The following is a 22,165-nucleotide window of genomic DNA, read 5'->3' as shown; positions in this document are numbered from 1 at the left end:
TACGCGCCCGCCTCTCCCGGACCACCCTCAAGTGGCCATCTTCACGAACGATGACAGCGCAAAGCAATCGACCCACTACCCTAGGTGAACATGAAGATCGCTTTCGTCGGGAAGGGCGGCAGCGGCAAGACCACGCTGTCCTCGCTCTTCATCCGCCACCTCGCCGCCAACGAAGCCCACGTCATCGCCGTGGACGCCGATATCAACCAGCACCTGGGGGCAGCCCTCGGTCTGGATGACGCGGAGGCCGCCGTGCTGCCCGCCATGGGCGCTCACCTCCCCCTCATCAAGGACTATCTGCGGGGCACCAACCCCCGTATCGCTTCCGCCGAAACGATGATCAAGACGACTCCGCCCGGCGAGGGTTCCCGGCTGCTCCGGGTCCGCGAGGACAACCCGATCTTCGACGCCTGTGCGCGTACGGTGCGGCTCGACGACGGGGACATCCGGCTGATGGCGACGGGCCCCTTCACGGAGTCCGATCTCGGCGTCGCCTGCTACCACTCCAAGGTGGGGGCGGTGGAGCTCTGCCTCAACCACCTGGTCGACGGCCCCGACGAGTACGTCGTGGTCGACATGACGGCGGGCTCGGACTCGTTCGCCTCGGGCATGTTCACCCGGTTCGACATGACGTTCCTGGTCGCGGAGCCGACCCGTAAGGGGGTGTCGGTGTACCGCCAGTACAAGGAGTACGCGCGCGACTTCGGCGTCGCCCTGAAGGTCGTCGGGAACAAGGTGCAGAACCAGGACGACCTGGAGTTCCTGCGCGCGGAGGTCGGCGACGACCTGCTGATCGGGGTCGGTCACTCCGACTGGGTCCGGGCGATGGAGAAGGGGCGGCCGTCCAGGTTCGAGCTGCTGGAGGCCGACAACCGGATGGCCCTGCAGACGCTCCAGGACACCGCCGAGGACTCCTACGGGCTCCGCGACTGGGAGCGCTACACGCGCCAGATGGTGCACTTCCACCTGAAGAACGCGGAGAGCTGGGGCAACGAGAAGACCGGCGCCGACCTGGCCGCCCAGGTCGACCCGGCCTTCGTGCTCGACGAACGGCACGCCGGGGCGGGCATCGCAGCACCCGCCTGAAGCGGTACAGCGGGGCGGGCGTCGTGGCAACCGCCTGAAGCGGTACGGACGGGAGCCGGGGCGGGATCACCGGCCCCCGGACGTCGTTCGCCGGCCCCCCCGGGGTGGCCGGCGAACGACGCGGTGACGCGGTGACGCGGCGATGCGGTGATGCGGTGATGCGACGGGACGGCCGCGGAAAGCCGAGGTCAAGCAGTCGCCCCGGCTGGAGGCTCACCCGCGTCGGTGCCCGCAGGCTACTCGGCAGGCTTCTCCGCGGACTTCTCCGCAGGCTTCTCCGCGGACTTCTCTGCGGACTTCTCTGCGGGCTGCGCGGCGCCCGGCTTGTCGCCGAGGTAGGACGACCAGCCCGCCTTGGGGGCCTCGCCGACGCCGAGCGTCGTGAGCTTGGCCAGCGTCTTCGGGTCCTGGGCGTCCAGCCAGTCGACGAGCTGCCGGAAGGACACGCAGCGCACACCTTCCTTGGTGCACACGTTCGCGATGGTCTCCTCGATGGCACGCATATAGGTGCCGCCGTTCCAGGACTCGAAGTGGTTGCCGATGATCAGAGGCGCCCGGTTGCCCATGTACGAGCGGTCGAAGGCCTGGAGCAGCCCGTCCCGCATCTGGTTCCCCCAGTACTCGTGCTGGGACGGGTCCCCCTGGGTGGTCGTCCCGGACTGGTTGACCATGAAGTTGTAGTCCATCGAGAGGGTCTCGAAGGCGCGGCCGGGCATCGGGACGAGCTGGAGCGGAATGTCCCAGACCCCGCCCTTCTTCTGGGGCCAGACCTGGTTGCCGACGCCGCTGGAGTCGTATCGGAAGCCCATGTTCCGGGCGGCGGCGACCATGTTCTCCTTGCCTTCGAGGCAGGGGGTGCGCGCGCCGATCAGTTCCTTGTCGTAGTCGAAGGGGAGCGGGGCCTCGCCCTTCAGCTCCGGGGCGTTGGTCTTCCAACCCTTGACGAAAGCTTTCGCCTGGCTGATTTCGCTCTTCCACTCATCGACGGACCAGGTCCCGACGCCGCCGTCCGCGCCGCAGAAGTGGCCGTTGAAGTGGGTACCGATCTCGTTGCCGTCCTTCCAGGCGGCACGGACCTCGGCCAGGGTGTCGCGGATCCCCTCGGTGTCGTTGAAGCCGATGTCGGAGCGGCCCGGCGCGTGCTGGGGCGGGTTGTAGAGGTCCTTCTTCTCCTCCGGCAGCAGGTACACACCGCTCAGGAAGTACGTCATCCTCGCGTTGTACTTCTTGGCCACACCGCGGAAGTGCGAGAAGAGCTTCTGGCTGTCCTCCCCGGCACCGTCCCAGGAGAACACCACGAACTGGGGAGGCTTCTCGCCGGGAGCGAGGCGCTCGACGGCCGGCATGTTCGGCTGGACCCCGGTGAAGGCGGTGGACCCGTCCCCGATGAGCTTGACCGCGTTCTTCGGGGCGTTGGCCGGCGGATTCTCCTTGGCGCCGTGGGCCCCCTTCTCCGCGTCGGCCTCCGCACCTCCGGACGCCGACCCTCCGGCCCCGGCGCCAGTACCGGTTACAGAGCCGGAACAGCCCGCGAGAACGGCGACCAGGGCCGTGGACATGACGCCCATGGCGATCCTCTTCGTGGCGGCCATCATCCGCCCACCCTCTTCCTTGCAGGTCGTTTGCGTCGGAGTGCGCCGTCGAAACGCGCCGTCGAAACGCTTCAAAGTGAGCTGAAGTGCGTCGAAGTGCGTCGAAGCGTGGCGAAATTCCGACGACGGCGCGGCCAAAATCGCACGCAGCCCCACACCGACAAGAGCGACATACCGAATGAAAAGATTCTTATTCACCGATAGGAGTTACCAAATAGCCCGAACGCCGCCCCGCCTGAACCGGACGGACCCAAGGCCCGTGCCATCAGATGACCCCGTTCGGATGGCCGGAAATGTCGCACGCCACGCGTCGTTCGGCGGCTCTCGAACGCGGAGCGGGATCATGGCCCCATACACGAGAACACAGGTCTAAACCAATTCCCGGCAGGCTCTTGTCACCCGGCCTCGCGCCTGATGAGCTATGCCCCGGGACACAACGGACACCCTGGGACTGGGAGAAGTCGTGAGCAACGAGAGCCTGGCCAACCTGCTTCGGGAAGAGCGGAAGTTCGCTCCGCCTGCCGAGCTGGCCGCCAACGCCAACGTCACCGCAGAGGCGTACGAGCAGGCCGCGGCGGACCGGCTGGGCTTCTGGGCCGAGCAGGCCCGCCGCCTGACGTGGGCCACCGAGCCGACCGAGACCCTCGACTGGAGCAACCCGCCCTTCGCCAAGTGGTTCGCGGACGGCAAGCTGAACGTCGCGTACAACTGCGTGGACCGCCACGTCGAGGCCGGCAACGGCGACCGGGTCGCCATCCACTTCGAGGGCGAGCCGGGCGACAGCCGGGCCATCACCTACGCGGAGCTGAAGGACGAGGTATCCCGGGCCGCCAACGCGCTCACCGAGCTGGGTGTCGGCAAGGGCGACCGGGTCGCCGTCTATCTGCCGATGATCCCCGAGGCCGCCGTCGCGATGCTGGCCTGTGCCCGCATCGGCGCCGCGCACTCCGTGGTCTTCGGCGGCTTCTCGGCCGACGCCATCGCCGCCCGTATCAAGGACGCGGACGCCAAGGTCGTCATCACGGCCGACGGCGGCTACCGCCGCGGCAAGCCCTCCGCGCTGAAGCCCGCCGTCGACGACGCCGTCTCCCGGTTCGACACCGTCGAGCACGTGCTCGTCGTCCGCCGCACCGGCCAGGACACCGCCTGGACCGAGGGCCGCGACGTCTGGTGGCACGAGATCACCGCCCGGCAGTCCGCCGAGCACACCCCCGAGGCCTTCGACGCGGAGCAGCCGCTCTTCATCCTCTACACCTCGGGCACCACGGGTAAGCCGAAGGGCATCCTGCACACCTCCGGCGGCTACCTCACCCAGGCCTCGTACACGCACCACGCCGTCTTCGACCTCAAGCCGGAGTCCGACGTCTACTGGTGCACCGCCGACATCGGCTGGGTGACCGGCCACTCGTACATCGTCTACGGGCCGCTGGCCAACGGCGCGACCCAGGTCATGTACGAGGGCACCCCGGACACCCCGCACCAGGGCCGGTTCTGGGAGATCGTGCAGAAGTACGGCGTCACGATCCTCTACACCGCCCCGACGGCGATCCGTACGTTCATGAAGTGGGGCGACGACATCCCCGCGAAGTTCGACCTGTCCTCGCTCCGCGTCCTCGGTTCGGTCGGTGAGCCGATCAACCCCGAGGCGTGGATGTGGTACCGGAAGAACATCGGCGCCGACAAGTGCCCCATCGTGGACACCTGGTGGCAGACCGAGACCGGCGCGATGATGATCTCGCCGCTGCCCGGTGTGACCGAGACGAAACCGGGAAGCGCCCAGCGCGCGCTGCCGGGCATCTCCGCCACCGTCGTGGACGACGAGGCCAACGAGGTACCGAACGGCGGGGGCGGCTACCTCGTCCTCACCGAGCCGTGGCCCTCGATGCTCCGCACCATCTGGGGCGACGACCAGCGCTTCATCGACACCTACTGGTCGCGCTTCGAGGGCAAGTACTTCGCGGGCGACGGGGCGAAGAAGGACGAGGACGGCGACGTCTGGCTGCTCGGCCGGGTCGACGACGTCATGCTCGTCTCCGGGCACAACATCTCGACCACCGAGGTCGAGTCCGCCCTCGTCTCCCACCCGTCGGTCGCCGAGGCCGCCGTGGTCGGCGCGGCCGACGAGACGACCGGCCAGGCCATCGTGGCGTTCGTGATCCTGCGCGGTACGGCGACCGCCTCCGACGAGCTGGTCGCGGACCTGCGCAACCATGTCGGGGCGACGCTCGGCCCGATCGCCAAGCCCAAGCGGGTGCTGCCGGTCGCCGAGCTGCCGAAGACCCGGTCCGGCAAGATCATGCGCCGGCTTCTGCGCGATGTCGCCGAGAACCGAGAACTGGGCGACGTCACGACGCTGACCGACTCCTCGGTGATGGACCTGATCACCACCCAGCTGCCGTCCTCCTCGTCCGACGAGGACTGACCACAGCAGACCCTTCAGGCGTACGGCTCCGATGGGCACCCGGCGACGCGTCGGGTGCCCATCGCGCGTGCAGTGCGACGATCACCTCGTACGATCGCGCTCCGCACACCCCAGGTAGGGTGGGCGCTCCACAACAACACATTCGGACAACTTCAGAGAACATCTCTACAGGGGCGCCGGGAAGTCTGGTCGGCAAGCGATCAGTCATGCCCGTACACCGCCCCGACCCGGAGGTTTCTCTCGTGGCACCGCCCACTCCGCCCACTCCCACGCCGCCCCAGCGTTCTCTGCTCGGCAGGCTCTCGCTCCCCGAGCGGAACTACGTGGCGGAGGCCCTCCGTACCGAGACCGTCGGCGGTGTGCTGCTCCTCGTGGCGGCGGTCGCCGCACTCGTCTGGGCCAACACCTTCGGCGGCTCGTACAAGGAGGTCAGCGGCTTCCACTTCGGTCCCGGCGCCCTCGGCCTGGACCTCTCCGTGGCGCACTGGGCGGCGGACGGACTGCTCGCGGTCTTCTTCTTCGTCGCCGGTGTCGAGCTCAAGCGCGAACTGGTCGCGGGCGAACTGCGCGATCCGAAGGCCGCGGCCCTCCCGGTGGTGGCGGCCCTGTGCGGTATGGCCGTGCCCGCCCTCGTCTACTTCCTCACCACCGTCATCGGCGGCGGCTCGACGGACGGCTGGGCGGTCCCCACAGCCACCGACATCGCCTTCGCGCTCGCCGTCCTCGCGGTCATCGGCACCTCGCTGCCGTCCGCGCTGCGCGCGTTCCTGCTGACCCTGGCCGTCGTCGACGACCTCTTCGCGATCATGATCATCGCGGTGTTCTTCACCTCGGACCTGAACTTCCTGGCCCTCGGCGGGGCCGTCCTCGGCCTCGTCGTCTTCCACCTCCTCCTGCGCTTCGAGGTCCGGGGCTGGTACGTCTACGTCCCGCTCGCCCTGGTCATCTGGGGCCTGATGTACAACAGCGGCGTCCACGCCACCATCGCCGGTGTCGCCATGGGCCTGATGCTGCGCTGCAGCCGCCGCGAGGGCGAGAACCACTCCCCCGGCGAGCACATCGAACACTTGGTCCGCCCGCTGTCGGCCGGAATCGCCGTCCCGCTGTTCGCCCTGTTCTCGGCCGGGGTCTCGGTGAACGGCGAGGCTCTGGCGGGCGTCTTCACCCGGCCCGAGACGCTCGGTGTGGTCCTGGGCCTCGTCGTCGGCAAGACCGTCGGCATCTTCGGTGGCACCTATCTCGCCGCCCGCTTCACCAAGGCGGAGCTGAACAAGGACCTGGCCTGGGCAGACGTCCTCGCCCTCGCCTCACTCGCCGGCATCGGGTTCACGGTCTCGCTCCTCATCGGCGAGCTGGCGTTCGAGGGCGACCCGGAGATGGTCAACGAGATCAAGGCCGCCGTCCTGATCGGATCGCTGATCGCCGCCCTGATCGCCTGCGTGCTCCTCAAGCTCCGCGTGCGCAAGTACAAGGAGCTGTACGAGGCCGAGGAGCTGGACGAGGACGAATCCGGGGTACCGGATGTCTACGAGCAGGATGATCCGGAGTATCACCTGCGGATGGCCGCCATCCTTGAGCGCAAGGCGGCCGAACACCGCCGGCTCGCCGAAGAGCGGGCGGGGGCAGCGAGCGACAAGCCGAACAGTCCGGCATGATCTGACATCGGATGTGTCGAAGACGGAGAGGGAGTCAGGGATGAGCGACCCCGGCAACTACGCGGGCAGCACGGACCGCAGCATCGGGCAGCTGGTCGCCTCGGCGACGGCCGAGATGTCCGCGCTGGTGCACGACGAGATCGCCCTCGCCAAGGCGGAGGTGCGGCAGGACGTCAAGCGCGGGGCGATCGGCAGCGCCGCGTTCATCGCCGCGGGCGTGCTGCTGCTGTTCACGATGCCGATGCTGAGCTTCGCCGCTGCCTACGGGATCCACAACCTGGGCCTGGGCCTGGCGTGGTCCTTCCTGATCGTGGCCGGCGCCTTCATCCTCCTGGCCGCGCTGATCGCGTTCATCGGTCTGCGGAAGTTCAAGAAGATCAAGCCGCCGGAGAAGTCCATCGCCTCCGCCAAGCAGACCGCCGCCGTCCTGCAGAAGGCCAAGCCGCATCCGCGCCCCTCGGTCGAGGCGGCCGCGATCATCGAGCGCTCCGCCGTCTCCGGCAGCTCGCTGGCGAAGAAGGACGTCGAAGGCGGCTCCGGTCGGGACAAGGCCGGGTCTGTGGCACGCTCGTCCACATGACCGTTCCCGATTCCAGCGCATTCGGTCCGACGGGTCCCGGAGACCCGGAGGGCCCGGCCTCCCCGTCCGGCCCGGCCACGGGCTCCCCGGGCCGGACCGCGGCCGGCGGGCCGGTGCGGATCGACGGCCCCTGGACCCACCGCGACGTGGCGGCCAACGGTGCGCGCTTCCACATCGCCGAGCTGGGCGACGGGCCACTCGTGCTCCTGCTGCACGGCTTCCCGCAGTTCTGGTGGACCTGGCGCCACCAGATGACCGCGCTGGCCGACGCCGGGTTCCGGGCGGTCGCGATGGACCTGCGCGGGGTGGGCGGAAGCGACCGTACGCCGCGTGGTTACGACCCCGCCAACCTGGCCCTCGACGTCACCGGCGTGATCCGCTCCCTCGGTGAGCCCGACGCGGCCCTGGTCGGCCACGACCTCGGCGGCTACCTCGCCTGGACGGCCGCCGTGATGCGGCCCAAGCTGGTCCGTCGGCTCGTCGTCTCCTCGATGCCGCACCCGCGCCGCTGGCGCTCCTCGATGCTGTCCGACTTCGCCCAGTCGCGGGCCGGTTCGTACGTCTGGGGCTTCCAGCGCCCATGGCTGCCAGAGCGTCAGCTCCTCGCGGACGACGCCGCCCTGGTGGGGGACCTCATCCAGGACTGGGCGGGCCCCCGCACCCCGGAGTTCCCCGACGAGGAGACCCTGGACGTCTACCGGCGGGCCATGAGCATCCCCTCCACCGCGCACTGCTCGATCGAGCCGTACCGCTGGATGGTGCGGTCGATGGCGCGCCCCGACGGGATCCAGTTCAACCGGCGGATGAAGCGCCCGGTCCGGGTGCCCACGCTGCACCTGCACGGGTCGCTCGATCCGGCGGTCCGCACCCGCAGTTCGGCCGGGTCCGGCCAGTACGTCGAGGCGCCCTACCGGTGGCGACTTTTCGACGGTGTCGGGCACTTCCCGCACGAGGAGGATCCGATCGGCTTCTCCACCGAACTCATCAACTGGCTCAAGGACCCCGAGCCGGACCGGTAGCCGCCGGCCTCTCCCTGGCACAGGTGTCCGACGAACAGCCAATTGCCTGCCGCATAGGCCAATTGGCTGACTCGCACACGATTACCGACCTTGGGTCACGGGCAGACGTCGGGGTATGGGCTGGACGCACGACTTCACCGACGAAGCACGCAACCGCCGCTCCGCCGTCTCGACCGGTGTGAGCACTCATGAGGGGAGCGGCCCTCGGGGCCGGGTGCACCACGTGCATGACCTTCGCCGTTCCCGTCTCGGGATTTCCCGCATCCTCCGCCGTCGGGCCCGCTGGGTCTCGGCACGGCTCCGACACCCCCGTAACTGACCCTCACCAAAGGACCCCCGGGGCTCAAAGAGCTTCCCGGGGGTCCGTCCGGACCGGCTGCGGGCCCCGAAGGTGTTCTGCAACAACCTTCAGAGGGCGCAGCCCTGGCTGTCGACCTGCTGGTTGGCGGTGCGGCCGATCTCGATGTCCTCGCGGATCTCGTCCGCCGTCAGCGCGTAGCCGGTGTCCGGGTCGTCGAGCGACTTGGCGAACACCACTCCGTACACCTTTCCGTCCGGAGTGAGCAGCGGTCCGCCCGAGTTGCCCTGGCGCACCGTCGCGAAGAGCGAGTACACATCGCGGCGCACCGTGCCCCGGTGGTAGATGTCCGGGCCGTCCGCGTTGATGCGGGCACGGACGCGGGCCGAGCGCACGTCGTACGCGCCGTTCTCGGGGAAGCCCGCGACGATCGCGCTGTCGCCGGTCTCCGCGTCGTCGTCCGGGCCGGTGAACTGCAGCGGCCTGACCTTGAGGTCGGGAACGTCCAGGACCGCGATGTCGCGCTGCCAGTCGTAGAGGACGACCTTCGCGTCGTACAGCCGGCCCTCGCCGCCGATCTGGACGGTGGGCTCGTCCACGCCGCCGACCACGTGCGCGTTGGTCATGACCCGGCGCTCGGAGAAGACGAACCCGGTCCCTTCGAGGACCTTGCCGCAGCTCGGGGCCGTCCCCACGACCTTGACGATCGACTTCTTGGCGCGGGCGGCCACCGGGCTGCCCACCAGGGCCGGGTCCGGGGCCTTGACCTCGGTGATCGGCTCGTTCGCGAACGGGCTGAAGACCTGCGGGAAACCGTTCTGCGCGAGGACGGAGGAGAAGTCCTGGAACCAGGTGGGCGCCTGGTCCGGCATCACCCGGTCGACGCCGAGCAGCACCGAGGAGTTGCGGACCTCCTTGCCGAGGGTCGGCAGCGAGGTGCCCGCCAGCAGCAGGCCGATCATCCAGGCCACCAGCAGCATGGCCACCACGTTGACCAGCGCGCCGCCGGTGGCGTCCAGGGCGCGCGCGGGCGACCAGGTGATGTACCGGCGGAGTTTGTTGCCCAGGTGGGTGGTGAAGGCCTGGCCGATCGAGGCGCAGATGATCACCACGACGACCGCGCCGATGGCGACCGCCGTGGAGACCTCGGCGTCCTCGGTCACCCGGTCCCAGATGACCGGCAGCAGGTAGACGGCGACGAGGCCGCCCCCGAGGAAACCGATCACCGACAGGATGCCGACGACGAAGCCCTGGCGATAGCCGATGACCGCGAACCACACGGCAGCCAGCAGCAGCAGGATGTCCAGCACGTTCACCGTCTGTAGCCTCGCAGTTTCGTCACCTGGCCCGTCGGTGGTGACGGGGTCCGGGCCGGGCCCGGAACAGCGCAGCAGAACAGCCAGCGTGTCATGCGCGCCAGTCGAGCGGCACCTGTCTGGTCCTGTCCCAGGGGCGTTCCCATCCGGCGTAGTGCACAATCCGGTCGATCACTCCCGCCGTGAAACCCCAGACCAGGGCCGATTCGACCAGGAATGCCGGGCCGGCGTGCCCGCTCGGGTGCACGGCGGTGGCCCGGTTGGCGGGATCCGTGAGATCCGCCACGGGGACCGTGAAGACCCGGGCCGTCTCGCCTGGATCGACCACCCCGACCGGGCTGGGCGCCCGCCACCAGCCGAGCACGGGCGTCACGACGAAGCTGCTGACCGGGATGTAGAGCCGGGGCAGCACGCCGAACAGCTGTACGCCGCGGGGGTCGAGCCCGGTCTCCTCCTCGGCCTCGCGCAGCGCCGCCCGCAACGGCCCGGTGGTGGCCTGGTCGCCGTCCTCCGGATCCAGCGCGCCCCCGGGGAAGGACGGCTGCCCGGCGTGGGAGCGCAGGGTCCCGGCACGCTCCATGAGCAGCAGCTCGGGTCCGCGCTCCCCCTCGCCGAACAGGATCAGGACGGCGGACTGCCGGCCCGCCCCGCTCTCGGGCGGCAGGAAACGGCTGAGCTGCTGCGGCCGGACACTGCGCGCGGCGTCGGCGACGGGGTCGAGCCAGGCGGGCAGGCCGTCGGTGGTGATGTCGACGGCCATGCCGGGAACACGACTGACGGGTCCGTGGCCCGGCGGGCTCCCGGCGGGGCCGTTCCCAGCCTGCGCCGTGCTGTGTGTATGCGTGTGCGTCATGGGCACCCCCGTCGATTCACAACGCGTGTCGTCGGCCATTTCGTTCCGAGCCGTTCCGTCCTGGGGAATGAATCCGCCCTGAGGGTGAACCTGAGCAATCGAAAGGCCTGGGGGTTTATCCGGCACCCAGCGCGGGCGCGGGCTTGCCCGGGTAGTCGGCGGGCGGGCTGAGCCGCTGCCCCGGATAGCCGCCCATCTCGTACTTCAGGAGCTTCCCGGCCTTCTCCGGATCGGTCTCGCCCTCCCCGTACGACGGGCAGAGCGGGGCGATGGGGCAGGCCCCGCAGGCCGGTTTGCGGGCGTGGCAGATCCGGCGGCCGTGGAACACGACGCGGTGCGAGAGCATCGTCCACTCGCTCTTGGGGAAGATCCCGGCGACGACCGCCTCGACCTTCACCGGGTCCTCCTCGTCCGTCCACTTCCAGCGCCTCACCAGGCGGCCGAAGTGCGTGTCGACCGTGATTCCCGGGACTCCGAAAGCGTTGCCCAGAACGACGTTGGCGGTCTTGCGGCCGACGCCGGGCAGCTTGACGAGGTCCTCCAGACGTCCCGGGACCTCGCCGCCGAACTCGTCCCGGAGGGCCGCCGAGAGGCCGAGCAGCGACTTCGTCTTCGCCCGGAAGAACCCGGTCGGCCGGATGATCTCCTCCATCTCCTCCGGCACCGCCGCCGCCATGTCCTCGGGCGTGGGGTACGCGGCGAAGAGCGCGGGCGTCGTCTGGTTGACCCTCAGGTCGGTGGTCTGGGCGGAGAGGACCGTGGCCACGAGGAGCTCGAAGGGGTTGCGGAAGTCCAGCTCGGGATGGGCGTACGGGTAGGTCTCGGCGAGCTCGCGGTTGATCCGGCGCGCCCGGCGGACCATCGCGAGATGGGACTCGGCCTTCGGCGCCTTGCGCGGGGCCGCCGCTTTGGCCGTGGTGGCGCCCTTGGCCGTGGTGGCCGCCGCTTTGGACTCGGTGGCCGCTTTGGACTCCGTGCCTGCCTTGGCGTCGGTGGCCGCCTTGGCCTTGGTGGCCTTGGTGCCTTCCTTGGCCTTGGTGCCTGCCTTGGCCTTGGTGCCTTCCTTGGCCGCCTTCACGTTCTTTCCAGTTGTGCCGGGCTCCCCGGTTCTGGCCGTCCTGCCGGATTTCCCGGGCGTTGACGATGACACTGCGGACCTCCTGGCCGACTTCCCGCTTCCCGAACGTCTTCCCCCGGCCCTCCGGGGGCGCCGTGCGCGTCTCCGAGGGAGCCATTCGCGGCATTCTTCGGGCGCAGCCGGGGCTGTTCGCCCACAGCGGAATCGTCGCCCTTCACCACCCCGTCAGCCCCCTTGGCCTGCGCTCTCCCCGGCGATCCGGACACCCGGCCAGCCTAGGGCCAGGCACCGACAACCACCCTTGCCACGGCATATCCGCCCCCGATCGGCCCCCTGCCGTAGGGTCCGGCACGCCCGTGCGTCAAACTGGTTTGTGATTGATCGCACTGTTTTACCGTCCGGCATGATGGGGACCACGGTTCCCTGGACAGGCCGACAAGGAGAGAACTCGTGGACGACGTTCTGCGGCGCGCCCCGCTTTTCGCGGCGCTCGATGACGAGCAGGCCGCGGAGCTCCGCGCCTCGATGAGTGAGGTGACCCTCGCGCGCGGAGACGCGCTGTTCCATGAGGGCGACCAGGGTGACCGCCTGTACGTGGTCACCGAGGGCAAGGTGAAGCTCCACCGCACCTCGCCCGACGGGCGCGAGAACATGCTGGCCGTGCTCGGCCCCGGCGAGCTGATCGGAGAGCTGTCGCTCTTCGACCCGGGCCCGCGTACGGCGACCGCCTCCGCACTGACCGAGGTCAAGCTCCTCGGCCTCGGCCACGGCGACCTGCAGCCCTGGCTGAACGCCCGGCCCGAGGTGGCCACCGCGCTGCTGCGCGCGGTCGCCCGACGGCTGCGCAAGACCAACGACCAGATGTCCGACCTGGTCTTCTCCGATGTGCCGGGCCGGGTCGCCCGCGCCCTCCTGGACCTGTCGCGCCGCTTCGGCGTCCAGTCCGAGGAAGGCATCCACGTCGTGCACGACCTCACCCAGGAGGAGCTGGCCCAGCTGGTCGGCGCCTCCCGCGAGACGGTCAACAAGGCCCTCGCGGACTTCGCGGGCCGCGGCTGGCTGCGCCTGGAGGCCCGCGCGGTCATCCTGCTGGACGTCGAGCGGCTGGCGAAGCGCTCGCGCTGAGCCGAGCCCACGGGGTGCCCTGCCGACGCCCCGACGCCGATCGGGGCCCCGGCACTGATCCGGGGCCCTGACGCCGATCCGGCCCCTGACGCTGACCCGGGGCCAGACGCTGATCCGGGGCTCAGCCCTGGATCAGCCCGTGCTCGGTCAGGTATTCCAACTGCGCCCGCACGGACAGCTCGGCGGCCGGCCACAGGGAGCGGTCCACGTCGGCGTACACGGCCGCCACCACGTCCGACGGCGTACGGTGCCCGGCCTCCACCGCCGTCTCCACCTGGGCGAGCCGGTGCGCGCGGTGGGCCAGGTAGAACTCCACCGCCCCCTGCGCGTCCTCCAGCACCGGCCCGTGCCCCGGCAGCACCGTGTGGACGCCGTCGTCCACCGTCAGCGACCGCAGCCGCCGCAGCGAGTCCAGGTAGTCGCCGAGCCGTCCGTCCGGATGCGCGACCACCGTCGTACCGCGGCCGAGGATCGTGTCGCCCGTCAGCACCGCCCGGTCGGCGGGGAGATGGAACGAGAGCGAGTCCGCGGTGTGCCCCGGCGTCGGCACCACGCGCAGCTCCAGGCCGCCGGTGGTGATCACGTCGCCCGCCCCGAGCCCCTCGTCGCCCAGCCGCAGCGCCGCGTCCAGGGCCCGTACCTTCGTCCCCGTCAGCTCGGCGAACCGGCCCGCTCCCTCCGCGTGGTCGGGGTGACCGTGGGTGAGCAGCGTGAGGCCCACGCGCCGCCCGGCGTGCTCCACCGCGTCGATCACGGCCCGCAGGTGTACGTCGTCGAGCGGCCCGGGATCGATGACGACGGCGAGGTCCGAGTCCGGCTCGGCCACGATCCAGGTGTTCGTCCCGTCGAGCGTCATCGCGGACGGGTTGGGCGCGAGGACGTTGACCGCACGAGCGGTCGCGGGCCCGGAGACGACGGCTCCGCGCGGCTGTCCGGGGAGGGCGGTTGCGTCGGTCATGCGGCACCGCCTCCCCCGCCCGCCGCGGGCACGTGTTTGGTGAACTCGTCGTGTCCCGGCCAGGTCAGCACCAGCTCGTCGCCCTCCAGCCGGGCCTGCGCGAGGACCGGGGTCATGTCCTGCACGTCTGCGGCCTCCAGGGCCTCCGCGGCCGTCCTGTACGGCGCGAGGGCCCGCAGGGTGGTCACGGTGGGCGGCATCATCAGCAGCTCGCCCGCGTCGTAGCGGCGGGCGGCCCCCGCCGGGGCGATCCACACCGTACGGTCGGCCTCCGTGGAGACGTCCCGGGTGCGCTGCCCCTCGGGGAGCGCCGCAACGAAGAACCAGGTGTCGTAGCGGCGCGGTTCGAACTCCGGGGTGATCCAGCGCGCCCAGGCCCCCAGCAGGTCCGAGCGCAGCACCAGGCCGCGCCGGTCCAGGAACTCCGCGAACGACAGGTCCCGGGCGACCAGCGCCTCCCGGTCGGCCTCCCAGTCGTCCCCGGTCGTGTCGCCGACCACGGTCGTGGCGGTCGGCCCGGCGAGCAGGACGCCCGCCTCCTCGAACGTCTCGCGCACCGCCGCGCAGACGACGGCCTGCGCCTCGGTGACCGTCGCCACGCCGAGCCTGCCGGCCCAGTGCTCCAACGGGGGCCCGGCCCACCCGATCAGCCGGTCGTCGTCGCGCGGATCGACTCCGCCGCCCGGATAGGCGTACGCGCCTCCGGCGAACGCCATCGACGTACGGCGGCGCAGCATGTGCACGACGGGCCCGGGGGTCGGGGCCTGCGGCCCGGGATCGCGGAGCAGCATCACCGTGGCGGCCCTCCGGGGCGTCACGGCCGTCAGCTCACCGGCGGCGAGGGCCCGGATCCGGTCGGGCCATTCCGGGGGGTACCACTGACCTTGGGACATGGCCGGAGGCTATCCGGAACCGCGCCGATGTTCGAGGGGCTCCCTGATCATCACGGCGACCCGACATGCCCCGTACACGCCGGCCATGCCCCGTACACACACGATCCGACCGCTCACGGCCCCCGTACACACGCGATCCCGCCCGGTCGCGGGGACCGGGCGGGATCGGGGACGTACGAGAAGTACGAGGAACGTACGGGCAGGGGCCTCAGGCCTCGACGAGCTCCACCTGGACCTCGACCTCGACCGGGGCGTCCAGCGGCAGCACGGCGACGCCCACGGCGCTGCGGGCGTGCACGCCCTTGTCGCCGAGGACCGCGCCCAGCAGTTCGCTGGCGCCGTTGATCACGGCGGGCTGGCCGGTGAAGTCGGAGGCCGAGGCGACGAAGCCGACGACCTTCACGACGCGTTTGATCCGGTCCAGGTCACCGGCGACCGACTTCACGGCGGCGAGCGCGTTGAGCGCGCAGGTCTTCGCGAGCTCCTTCGCCTCGTCCGGCGTGACCTCGGCACCGACCTTGCCGGTGACGGCGAGCTTGCCGTCCACCATCGGCAGCTGGCCCGAGGTGTACACGTACACCCCGGACTGCACGGCCGGCTGGTACGAGGCCAGCGGCGGCACGACGGCGGGCAGGGTCAGCCCCAGCTCGGCGAGGCGCGACTCGACGGCGCCCGCCACTACGCCTTCTCCCGCTTCAGGTAGGCCACGAGCTGCTCGGGGTTGTTCGGGCCGGGAACGACCTGGACCAGCTCCCAGCCGTCCTCGCCCCAGGTGTCCAGAATCTGCTTCGTCGCGTGCACGAGAAGGGGCACGGTCGCGTATTCCCACTTGGTCATGGGCCCGACTGTAACGCCTGGCACGTACGGTCCCGTGCGTAGGCCGGGGCAGGACTGGTTAGGCTCGAATACGTGAGCAGGTTCCAGGTCGTCAGCGGCAAGGGCGGTACCGGTAAGACCACGGTCGCCGCCGCCCTCGCGCTCGCCCTCGCGACCGAGGGCAGGCGCACCCTCCTCGTCGAGGTCGAGGGCAGGCAGGGCATCGCCCAGCTCTTCGGTTCCGACGCGCTGCCCTACGAGGAGCGCAAGATCGCCGTCGCGCCGGGCGGCGGCGAGGTGTACGCGCTGGCGATCGACGCCGAACGCGCCCTCCTCGACTACCTCCAGATGTTCTACAAGCTCGGCAGCGCCGGCCGCGCCCTGAAGAAGCTCGGCGCGATCGACTTCGCCACCACCATCGCGCCGGGCGTGCGGGACGTCCTGCTGACCGGCAAGGCGTGCGAGGCCGTGCGCCGCAAGGACAAGCAGGGCCGGTTCGTCTACGACCACGTGATCATGGACGCCCCGCCGACCGGCCGGATCACCCGGTTCCTGAACGTGAACGACGAGGTGGCCGGGCTGGCGAAGATCGGCCCGATACACAACCAGGCCCAGGCGGTGATGCGGGTTCTGAAGTCCCCGCAGACCGCGGTCCACCTGGTGACCCTCCTGGAGGAGATGCCGGTCCAGGAGACCGCGGACGGCATCGCCGAGCTGCGCGCCGCCGAACTGCCCGTGGGCAGCGTCTTCGTGAACATGGTCCGCCCGCATCTGCTGGACGAGGACGCCCTGCGCACCGCGGCGGGCGGCCGCCGCAAGGAGATCGCCAAGGCGCTGACCCGGGCCGGAGTGACCGGTTCCGCCGCCCTCGTACGTCCCCTGGTCGCGCAGGCGGCCGAGCACGCGGAGCGGGTCGGCCTGGAGCGGGAGCAGCGCGCGGTGCTGGCCGGCCTCGGCCTGCCGACGGCGGAGCTGCCGCTGATGGGCGACGGGGTGGACCTCGCCGCGCTGCACGACCTGGCCACGGAGCTCCGTAAGCAGGGCGCGGGGGAAGAGGGGGACGCATGAGCGCGGGTACGGACACGGGTACGGACAGGGACACGGGCACGGGCACGGCAGCCGAAGACGGGCCGGACGCGAGCACCGAAGACGGGCCGGACGCGGCCACCGGAGCCGGACTGGACACCGACGCGCTGCTGGACGACCCCGGCATCCGGATCGTCGTCTGCTGCGGCTCCGGCGGCGTCGGCAAGACCACGACCGCCGCGGCCCTCGGCGTACGGGCGGCCGAGCGCGGCCGCAAGGTCGTCGTCCTCACCATCGACCCGGCCCGCCGGCTCGCCCAGTCCATGGGCATCGACCAGTTGGACAACGTGCCCCGCCGGGTCGACGGCATCGACGGCGACGGCGAACTGCACGCCATGATGCTCGACATGAAGCGGACCTTCGACGAGACCGTCGAGGCGCACGCCGACGCCGAACGGGCGAAGGCCATCCTGGAGAACCCCTTCTACCAGTCCCTGTCGGCCGGGTTCGCCGGTACGCAGGAGTACATGGCGATGGAGAAGCTCGGGCAGCTGCGGGCGCGCGACGAGTGGGACCTGATCATCGTCGACACCCCTCCCTCGCGCTCCGCGCTGGACTTCCTGGACGCGCCGAAGCGGCTCGGGTCGTTCCTCGACGGGAAGTTCATCCGGCTGCTGATGGCGCCCGCGAAGGTGGGCGGCCGGGCCGGGATGAAGTTCCTCAACGTCGGCATGTCGATGATGAGCGGCACGCTGGGGAAGCTGCTCGGCGGCCAGTTCCTGCGGGACGTCCAGACGTTCGTCGCCGCGATGGACACCATGTTCGGCGGTTTCCGCAGCCGCGCGGACGCCACGTACAAGCTGCTCCAGGCGCCCGGCACGGCCTTCCTCGTCGTCGCGACGCCGGAGCAGGACGCCCTGCGCGAGGCCGCCTACTTCGTGGAACGGCTGGCCGCCGAGGACATGCCCCTGGCCGGTCTGGTCCTCAATCGCGTGCACGGCAGCGAGGCCTCGCGACTCTCCGCGGAGCAGGCGCTGACCGCCGCAGAAAATCTTGACGACGCCCGCATTGTGGATCAGAGGGCCGGGAAAGCTGGCTTTGGTGACCGGGTAGCCCCCGACCCTGCGGTCACCGCTTCCGGAACGACCGAGCCGCTCCTCTCCCCCGAGGCCGGGCAGGCGGCCGGCCCGCAGACTTCAGCCGAGCACCAGGACACGACGGAGAACGAGCCGCCCCACGAGAACATCGCGCATGCCGCGACCGCCCCTGAGGGCGACACCGTCGACGCCGCCCATGCGATGGACATGGCCGACGTGACCGGAGCGTCGGACACCGACGCGACCGACGTCATCAGCATCGAGGAACTGACGGCGGGTCTCCTGCGCCTGCACGCCGAGCGCATGCAGGTCGTCGCCCGCGAGAACCGCACGCGCGAGCGCTTCACCGTGCTCCACCCGGAGGTGCCGGTGACGGCCGTGGAGGCGCTCCCCGGCGACGTACACGACCTGGACGGCCTCCGGGCCATCGGCGACCGGCTGGCGGACGGTTCCACCCCGGCCCCTGCCGGAGCGGCGTAGAGCCGACGCGCCGGGCGGCGCGGTCGGAGCGTTGTCCCACCGTGGCGTACCCGGAGCGCTATCCCACCGCGGCGTACGTCTCCTGCAGCTCCTCGTCGTCCAGCCCGATGACTCCTGGCAGGATGCCGGTGGACCGCTCGTACTCGCTGCGTGCGGTCTCCAGCAGTCGGCGCCAGGACGTGACGGTCGGTCGGCGGCGCAGCAGTGCGCGGCGCTCCCGCTCCGTCATTCCGCCCCACACGCCGAATTCGACGCGATTGTCGAGCGCATCGGCCAGGCACTCGGTCCGCACCGGACATCCGGTGCACACCGCCTTGGCTCTGTTCTGCGCTGCCCCTTGTACGAACAGTTCATCCGGATCGGTAGTGCGGCAGGCTGCCTGCGCACTCCAGTCGGTTACCCAGCCCATGCCGGCGCCGTCCTCTCCCGAATCGAGGCTCCCCCACGGCGGTAGCGGCATATTCACCGCTGCCAGTTGAGGACGTTACGGAAGGTGGGGACAGCACAACACCCCCTTCGGGCCCAATCTTGAATGGTCCGAACGGACTATGCGTATGCGGCAGATCACCCAGGGGAGTGAGCCGAGGACATACGCGACCATCACCATGAAAAGGGGACAGTGCACTCAAGTCGCAACGGACTTCTCGCGACATACGGGGCGATTTCGGGAGCGCCTCGATGGATGCGGGAAGGGCGGTGCGGTGGCACATCGACCGGACGAAGAATGACCAGAAGATGCGCATGGGGCGACAGGGGGCTTGATACGGAACCGGACTGCTGTGACAGTTGAGAGCAGCTTAGGCCAACGCCTGCCCGTCTGTCCGGCGAATGGGAACGTAGGCCCTCCGCGTCCGCGTGCCCGCGCCGTGACGGTGTGCCGTGTCTCCGCCCGGCCCGATTCTCCGCCCGGATGTCACGGTCTGGTACGGGAACGCTCCGAGAGCCCCCTGCTCCTGCGACACGTTCATCACTACGGATTAGGCTGCCCCCTATGCCAAAGAAGCGCTCGGGCGGCGGTCTCACCACGACTCAGCAGGCCGCCAAGTTCGTCGGTGTCGCCGCGCTCTCCGGAGCTGTCCTGGCAGGCATCGCGCTGCCCGCAGCCGGAGCGCTGGGGCTCGCCGCCAAGGGGACGGTCGAAGGGTTCGACGAGATCCCCTCCAACCTCAAGACGCCACCGCTCAGTCAGCGGACCACGATCCAGGACCGCGACGGCGGCACCATCGCCACGGTGTACTCCCGCGACCGCACGGTCGTTCCGCTCAAGGACATCTCGCCGTACATGCAGGACGCGATCATCGCGATCGAGGACTCCCGCTTCTACGAGCACGGCGCGGTCGACCTCAAGGGCATCCTGCGCGCGATGAACCGCAACGTGCAGGCGGGCGGGACCGCGCAGGGCGCGTCGACCCTCACCCAGCAGTACGTGAAGAACGTCTTCGTCGAGGAGGCGGGCGACGACCCGGAGAAGGTCGCCCAGGCCACGCAGCAGACGCTCGGCCGCAAGGTCCGCGAGCTGAAGTACGCGATCCAGGTCGAGGAGGAGCTCGGCAAGAAGAAGATCCTGGAGAACTACCTCAACATCACGTTCTTCGGGCAGCAGGCGTACGGCATCGAGGCCGCGTCCCAGCGCTACTTCTCCAAGCACGCCAAGGACCTCAAGCTGGAGGAGGCCGCGCTGCTCGCCGGCATCGTCCAGTCCCCGAGCCGCTACGACCCGGTCAACGACACGGAGGAAGCGACCAAGCGCCGCAACACCGTGCTGGCGCGGATGGCCGCGGTCAAGGCCATCTCGCAGGCCGAGGCCGACAAGGCCATGGAGACGCCCATCAAGCTGAAGGTGTCCCGGCCGAAGAACGGCTGCATCACCGCCGTCAGCGGCTCCGGCTTCTTCTGCGACTACGTACGCAAGACGATCCTCACCGACCCGGCCTTCGGCAAGACCGACGAGGACCGGGCCAAGCTCTGGAACCTCGGCGGTCTGACCATCCGGACCACGCTCGACCCGCGCGCCCAGCAGGCCGCCAACGAGGCCGCCACCGCGAAGGTCAACAAGGACGACAAGTTCGCGGCCTCCGTGGTGCAGGTCCAGCCGGGCAGCGGCAAGATCCTCTCGATGGGCCAGTCCCGCCCGTACGGCCTCGACCAGAAGCAGAACGAGACCGTCCTGAACCTCGCCGTCAGCAACAAGATGGGCGGCAGCACCTACGGCTTCCAGGTCGGCTCCACGTTCAAGCCGTTCACCGCGGCGGCGGCGCTGGAGAAGGGCATCAGCCCGGCGACGACGTTCTCCTCGGACTGGAAGATGACGCTCCAGGAGCAGGACTTCCGCAACTGCTCCGGCTCCCCGGCCGGCTACGCCCCCTGGCAGCTCCAGAACGAGCTGGAGTCCGAGAAGGGCACCTGGGACATGACGAGCGCGCTCGGCAAGTCCATCAACACCTACTTCGCGATGCTGGAGCAGAAGGCCGGCCTCTGCGAGACCGTCGAGATGGCCAAGAAGGTCGGCTACGAGCGCGGTGACGGCAAGAAGATCGTCGAGAACCCGTCGATCACCCTCGGCAGTGAGGTGAGCACGCCGCTCTCCATGGCCGGCGCCTACGCCGCGTTCGCCAACCGCGGCACGTACTGCACGCCGATCGCCATCGAGTCCATCAAGGACCCGCAGGGCAAGTCGCTCGACGTGCCGAAGACGTCCTGCTCGCGCGCGATGAGCGAGCGGACCGCGGACACGATCAACCAGATGCTCAAGGGCGTCGTCGAGGACGGCACCGGTACGCAGGCCGGGCTCAGCGACCGGGACAACGCGGGCAAGACCGGTACGACCAACGACCGCAAGGACGCCTGGTTCGTCGGGTACACGCCGAACCTGTCCACCGCTGTGTGGGTCGGTGACGACATCGGCGAGAAGAGCTCGATGTTCAACGTCACCATCGGCGGCCAGTACTACGACAAGGTCTGCGGTGGCTGTCTGCCCGGCCCGATCTGGCGCATCGCGATGACCGGAGCGCTGGACGCGTCCGAAACTCCCGGGTTCAACACCGTCCCCGTGCCTCGCGGCAAGGAGAAGGAGGACAAGGACAAGGAGAAGGGCGACCGTGACCGGGGCCGCGGCCGCGACCGTGACCGCGGTGACGACGACGACAAGCCCGGCGACGACGGCAACCGGTTCCCCGGAATCGAGCTCCCGGAGGGCGTGATCGGCGGACCGGGCAGCGGCGGCCGAGGCGGCGGCAACGAGGGCCCCTGACCGTACAGGGCTGTTGGTGAAAGGGGTGGGCGCCCGGTCGAGAACCGGGCGCCCACCCCTTTTCCTTGCCCTGCTGCTCCCTCGGCGTCAGTTCAGCCGGCGAGGAGCTTCTTCACCGCGGCGGCGACCCGGCCGCCCTCGGCGAGCCCGGCGACCTTCGGGTTGACGATCTTCATGACCGCGCCCATCGCGCGCGGCCCCTCGGCTCCGGCGGCCTTGGCCTCCTCGACGGCGGACGCCACGATGACGTTCAGCTCGTCGTCGGTGAGCTGCTTGGGCAGGTAGCCCTCCAGCAGCTCGCCCTCCGCCTTCTCGCGCTCGGCCTGCTCGGTCCGGCCGCCCTGGGCGAAGGCCTCGGCCGCCTCACGGCGCTTCTTCGCCTCCTTGGCGATCACCTTCTGCACCTCGTCGTCGGAGAGCTCGCGCGCCGACGTGCCGCTGACCTCTTCCTTCGTGATCGCGGTGAGGGTGAGCCGAAGGGTGGACGAGGTCAGCTCGTCACGCGCCTTCATGGCCGTGTGGAGGTCTTCCTTGAGCTTGGACTTGAGCGTGGTCATGCCGTGATTGTGACAGGTGCGGGGCGGGAACCGCCCACCGATTTCCCTCCCCTCCCCTCGCCCT

The 22,165-nt window shown here is 70.0% G+C and carries 20 protein-coding genes; 10 read left to right on the top strand and 10 right to left on the bottom strand.

The window, feature by feature from the left end; translation table 11 throughout:
- Nucleotides 1–90 precede the first annotated feature (90 nt).
- Nucleotides 91–1,086: an ATP-binding protein gene (locus IE140_RS13220; protein ID WP_150195643.1), complete on the top strand. Its 996-nt coding sequence runs from the start codon at nucleotides 91–93 to the stop codon at nucleotides 1,084–1,086.
- 236 nt (nucleotides 1,087–1,322) lie between these two features.
- Here IE140_RS13220 and IE140_RS13215 read toward each other — a convergent pair whose 3' ends face one another.
- Nucleotides 1,323–2,681 (bottom strand): polysaccharide deacetylase family protein, encoded by a 1,359-nt coding sequence (locus IE140_RS13215; protein ID WP_150195641.1) that lies wholly within the window; start codon nucleotides 2,679–2,681, stop codon nucleotides 1,323–1,325.
- A 418-nt stretch (nucleotides 2,682–3,099) separates the two neighbouring features.
- Between IE140_RS13215 and acs the strand changes: the two genes are divergently transcribed.
- The 5 genes from acs to IE140_RS35945 all read left to right on the top strand — a co-directional run bounded on the left by acs (nucleotide 3,100) and on the right by IE140_RS35945 (nucleotide 8,673).
- On the top strand, nucleotides 3,100–5,100 hold the full coding sequence (gene acs, locus IE140_RS13210) for an acetate--CoA ligase (protein ID WP_093444260.1): 2,001 nt from the start codon (nucleotides 3,100–3,102) through the stop codon (nucleotides 5,098–5,100).
- A 242-nt stretch (nucleotides 5,101–5,342) separates the two neighbouring features.
- Nucleotides 5,343–6,755 carry a Na+/H+ antiporter NhaA gene (gene nhaA, locus IE140_RS13205; protein ID WP_150195639.1) on the top strand — a complete coding sequence of 471 codons (1,413 nt, stop codon included), beginning with the start codon at nucleotides 5,343–5,345 and terminating at the stop codon, nucleotides 6,753–6,755.
- Between the two features lie 40 nt (nucleotides 6,756–6,795).
- Entirely contained in the window at nucleotides 6,796–7,335 is a 540-nt protein-coding gene (locus IE140_RS13200) for a phage holin family protein (RefSeq protein ID WP_109179500.1), read from the top strand.
- Entirely contained in the window at nucleotides 7,332–8,354 is a 1,023-nt protein-coding gene (locus tag IE140_RS13195; protein WP_150195637.1) for an alpha/beta fold hydrolase, read from the top strand. The genes IE140_RS13200 and IE140_RS13195 overlap by 4 nt, the downstream gene beginning before the upstream one ends.
- Nucleotides 8,355–8,469: 115 nt before the next feature.
- Nucleotides 8,470–8,673: a hypothetical protein gene (locus IE140_RS35945; protein ID WP_109179498.1), complete on the top strand. Its 204-nt coding sequence runs from the start codon at nucleotides 8,470–8,472 to the stop codon at nucleotides 8,671–8,673.
- Between the two features lie 89 nt (nucleotides 8,674–8,762).
- Here IE140_RS35945 and IE140_RS13190 read toward each other — a convergent pair whose 3' ends face one another.
- The 3 genes from IE140_RS13190 to nth all read right to left on the bottom strand — a co-directional run bounded on the left by IE140_RS13190 (nucleotide 8,763) and on the right by nth (nucleotide 11,899).
- Complete coding sequence (locus tag IE140_RS13190) at nucleotides 8,763–9,968, bottom strand: MarP family serine protease (protein ID WP_150195635.1); 1,206 nt, start codon at nucleotides 9,966–9,968, stop codon at nucleotides 8,763–8,765.
- A gap of 91 nt (nucleotides 9,969–10,059) precedes the next feature.
- A complete protein-coding gene (locus IE140_RS13185; RefSeq protein ID WP_088577220.1) occupies nucleotides 10,060–10,821 on the bottom strand; it encodes an NUDIX hydrolase in 762 nt (253 codons plus the stop codon).
- A 115-nt stretch (nucleotides 10,822–10,936) separates the two neighbouring features.
- Nucleotides 10,937–11,899 (bottom strand): endonuclease III, encoded by a 963-nt coding sequence (gene nth / locus IE140_RS13180; protein ID WP_229826768.1) that lies wholly within the window; start codon nucleotides 11,897–11,899, stop codon nucleotides 10,937–10,939.
- A gap of 450 nt (nucleotides 11,900–12,349) precedes the next feature.
- Between nth and IE140_RS13175 the strand changes: the two genes are divergently transcribed.
- A complete protein-coding gene (locus IE140_RS13175; RefSeq protein WP_003967450.1) occupies nucleotides 12,350–13,024 on the top strand; it encodes a Crp/Fnr family transcriptional regulator in 675 nt (224 codons plus the stop codon).
- A gap of 121 nt (nucleotides 13,025–13,145) precedes the next feature.
- Here IE140_RS13175 and IE140_RS13170 read toward each other — a convergent pair whose 3' ends face one another.
- The 4 genes from IE140_RS13170 to sp36 all read right to left on the bottom strand — a co-directional run bounded on the left by IE140_RS13170 (nucleotide 13,146) and on the right by sp36 (nucleotide 15,712).
- Nucleotides 13,146–13,982, bottom strand: a complete 837-nt coding sequence (locus IE140_RS13170) for an MBL fold metallo-hydrolase (protein ID WP_150195633.1) — start codon at nucleotides 13,980–13,982, stop codon at nucleotides 13,146–13,148.
- Complete coding sequence (locus IE140_RS13165) at nucleotides 13,979–14,875, bottom strand: NUDIX hydrolase (protein ID WP_150195631.1); 897 nt, start codon at nucleotides 14,873–14,875, stop codon at nucleotides 13,979–13,981. Before IE140_RS13165 ends, IE140_RS13170 begins: the two co-directional genes overlap by 4 nt.
- A gap of 208 nt (nucleotides 14,876–15,083) precedes the next feature.
- The gene (locus IE140_RS13160; protein ID WP_006126400.1) at nucleotides 15,084–15,554 is read right to left on the bottom strand and encodes a RidA family protein; all 471 of its coding nucleotides are present in this window, start codon (nucleotides 15,552–15,554) and stop codon (nucleotides 15,084–15,086) included.
- Entirely contained in the window at nucleotides 15,554–15,712 is a 159-nt protein-coding gene (gene sp36 / locus IE140_RS13155) for a Sp36 family protein (protein ID WP_003967454.1), read from the bottom strand. The genes IE140_RS13160 and sp36 overlap by 1 nt, the downstream gene beginning before the upstream one ends.
- Nucleotides 15,713–15,784: 72 nt before the next feature.
- On the opposite strand from sp36, the gene bagA reads away from it, so the two are divergent.
- Entirely contained in the window at nucleotides 15,785–16,759 is a 975-nt protein-coding gene (bagA, locus tag IE140_RS13150; protein WP_069740843.1) for an ATPase BagA, read from the top strand.
- On the top strand, nucleotides 16,756–18,294 hold the full coding sequence (gene bagB, locus IE140_RS13145) for an ATPase BagB (RefSeq protein ID WP_229826767.1): 1,539 nt from the start codon (nucleotides 16,756–16,758) through the stop codon (nucleotides 18,292–18,294). The genes bagA and bagB overlap by 4 nt, the downstream gene beginning before the upstream one ends.
- Before the next feature lie 58 nt (nucleotides 18,295–18,352).
- Here the strand turns inward: bagB and IE140_RS13140 are convergent, their stop codons facing one another.
- Nucleotides 18,353–18,703: a WhiB family transcriptional regulator gene (locus IE140_RS13140; RefSeq protein WP_176725914.1), complete on the bottom strand. Its 351-nt coding sequence runs from the start codon at nucleotides 18,701–18,703 to the stop codon at nucleotides 18,353–18,355.
- A 582-nt stretch (nucleotides 18,704–19,285) separates the two neighbouring features.
- On the opposite strand from IE140_RS13140, the gene IE140_RS13135 reads away from it, so the two are divergent.
- Nucleotides 19,286–21,544, top strand: a complete 2,259-nt coding sequence (locus IE140_RS13135) for a transglycosylase domain-containing protein (protein WP_150195629.1) — start codon at nucleotides 19,286–19,288, stop codon at nucleotides 21,542–21,544.
- 92 nt (nucleotides 21,545–21,636) lie between these two features.
- Here IE140_RS13135 and IE140_RS13130 read toward each other — a convergent pair whose 3' ends face one another.
- Nucleotides 21,637–22,101 carry a GatB/YqeY domain-containing protein gene (locus IE140_RS13130; protein ID WP_006126395.1) on the bottom strand — a complete coding sequence of 155 codons (465 nt, stop codon included), beginning with the start codon at nucleotides 22,099–22,101 and terminating at the stop codon, nucleotides 21,637–21,639.
- Between the last annotated feature and the right edge of the window lie 64 nt (nucleotides 22,102–22,165).

Origin of the sequence: Streptomyces parvus (assembly GCF_014648875.1) — a bacterium.
Taxonomy (GTDB): domain Bacteria; phylum Actinomycetota; class Actinomycetes; order Streptomycetales; family Streptomycetaceae; genus Streptomyces; species Streptomyces parvus.
The sequence above is the reverse complement of the archived record's forward strand: the minus strand, read 5'-3'. Positions and strand labels throughout refer to the sequence as shown.

Coding starts and splice junctions, on each gene's coding strand:
- IE140_RS13220 (WP_150195643.1), top strand. CDS start 91: ATGAAGATCGCTTTCGTCGGGAAGGGCGGCAGCGGCAAGACCACGCTG.
- IE140_RS13215 (WP_150195641.1), bottom strand. CDS start 2,681: ATGATGGCCGCCACGAAGAGGATCGCCATGGGCGTCATGTCCACGGCC.
- acs (WP_093444260.1), top strand. CDS start 3,100: ATGCCCCGGGACACAACGGACACCCTGGGACTGGGAGAAGTCGTGAGC.
- IE140_RS13200 (WP_109179500.1), top strand. CDS start 6,796: ATGAGCGACCCCGGCAACTACGCGGGCAGCACGGACCGCAGCATCGGG.
- IE140_RS13195 (WP_150195637.1), top strand. CDS start 7,332: ATGACCGTTCCCGATTCCAGCGCATTCGGTCCGACGGGTCCCGGAGAC.
- IE140_RS35945 (WP_109179498.1), top strand. CDS start 8,470: ATGGGCTGGACGCACGACTTCACCGACGAAGCACGCAACCGCCGCTCC.
- IE140_RS13185 (WP_088577220.1), bottom strand. CDS start 10,821: ATGACGCACACGCATACACACAGCACGGCGCAGGCTGGGAACGGCCCC.
- IE140_RS13170 (WP_150195633.1), bottom strand. CDS start 13,982: ATGACCGACGCAACCGCCCTCCCCGGACAGCCGCGCGGAGCCGTCGTC.
- IE140_RS13165 (WP_150195631.1), bottom strand. CDS start 14,875: ATGTCCCAAGGTCAGTGGTACCCCCCGGAATGGCCCGACCGGATCCGG.
- sp36 (WP_003967454.1), bottom strand. CDS start 15,712: ATGACCAAGTGGGAATACGCGACCGTGCCCCTTCTCGTGCACGCGACG.
- bagB (WP_229826767.1), top strand. CDS start 16,756: ATGAGCGCGGGTACGGACACGGGTACGGACAGGGACACGGGCACGGGC.
- IE140_RS13140 (WP_176725914.1), bottom strand. CDS start 18,703: ATGGGCTGGGTAACCGACTGGAGTGCGCAGGCAGCCTGCCGCACTACC.
- IE140_RS13135 (WP_150195629.1), top strand. CDS start 19,286: ATGCCAAAGAAGCGCTCGGGCGGCGGTCTCACCACGACTCAGCAGGCC.
- IE140_RS13130 (WP_006126395.1), bottom strand. CDS start 22,101: ATGACCACGCTCAAGTCCAAGCTCAAGGAAGACCTCCACACGGCCATG.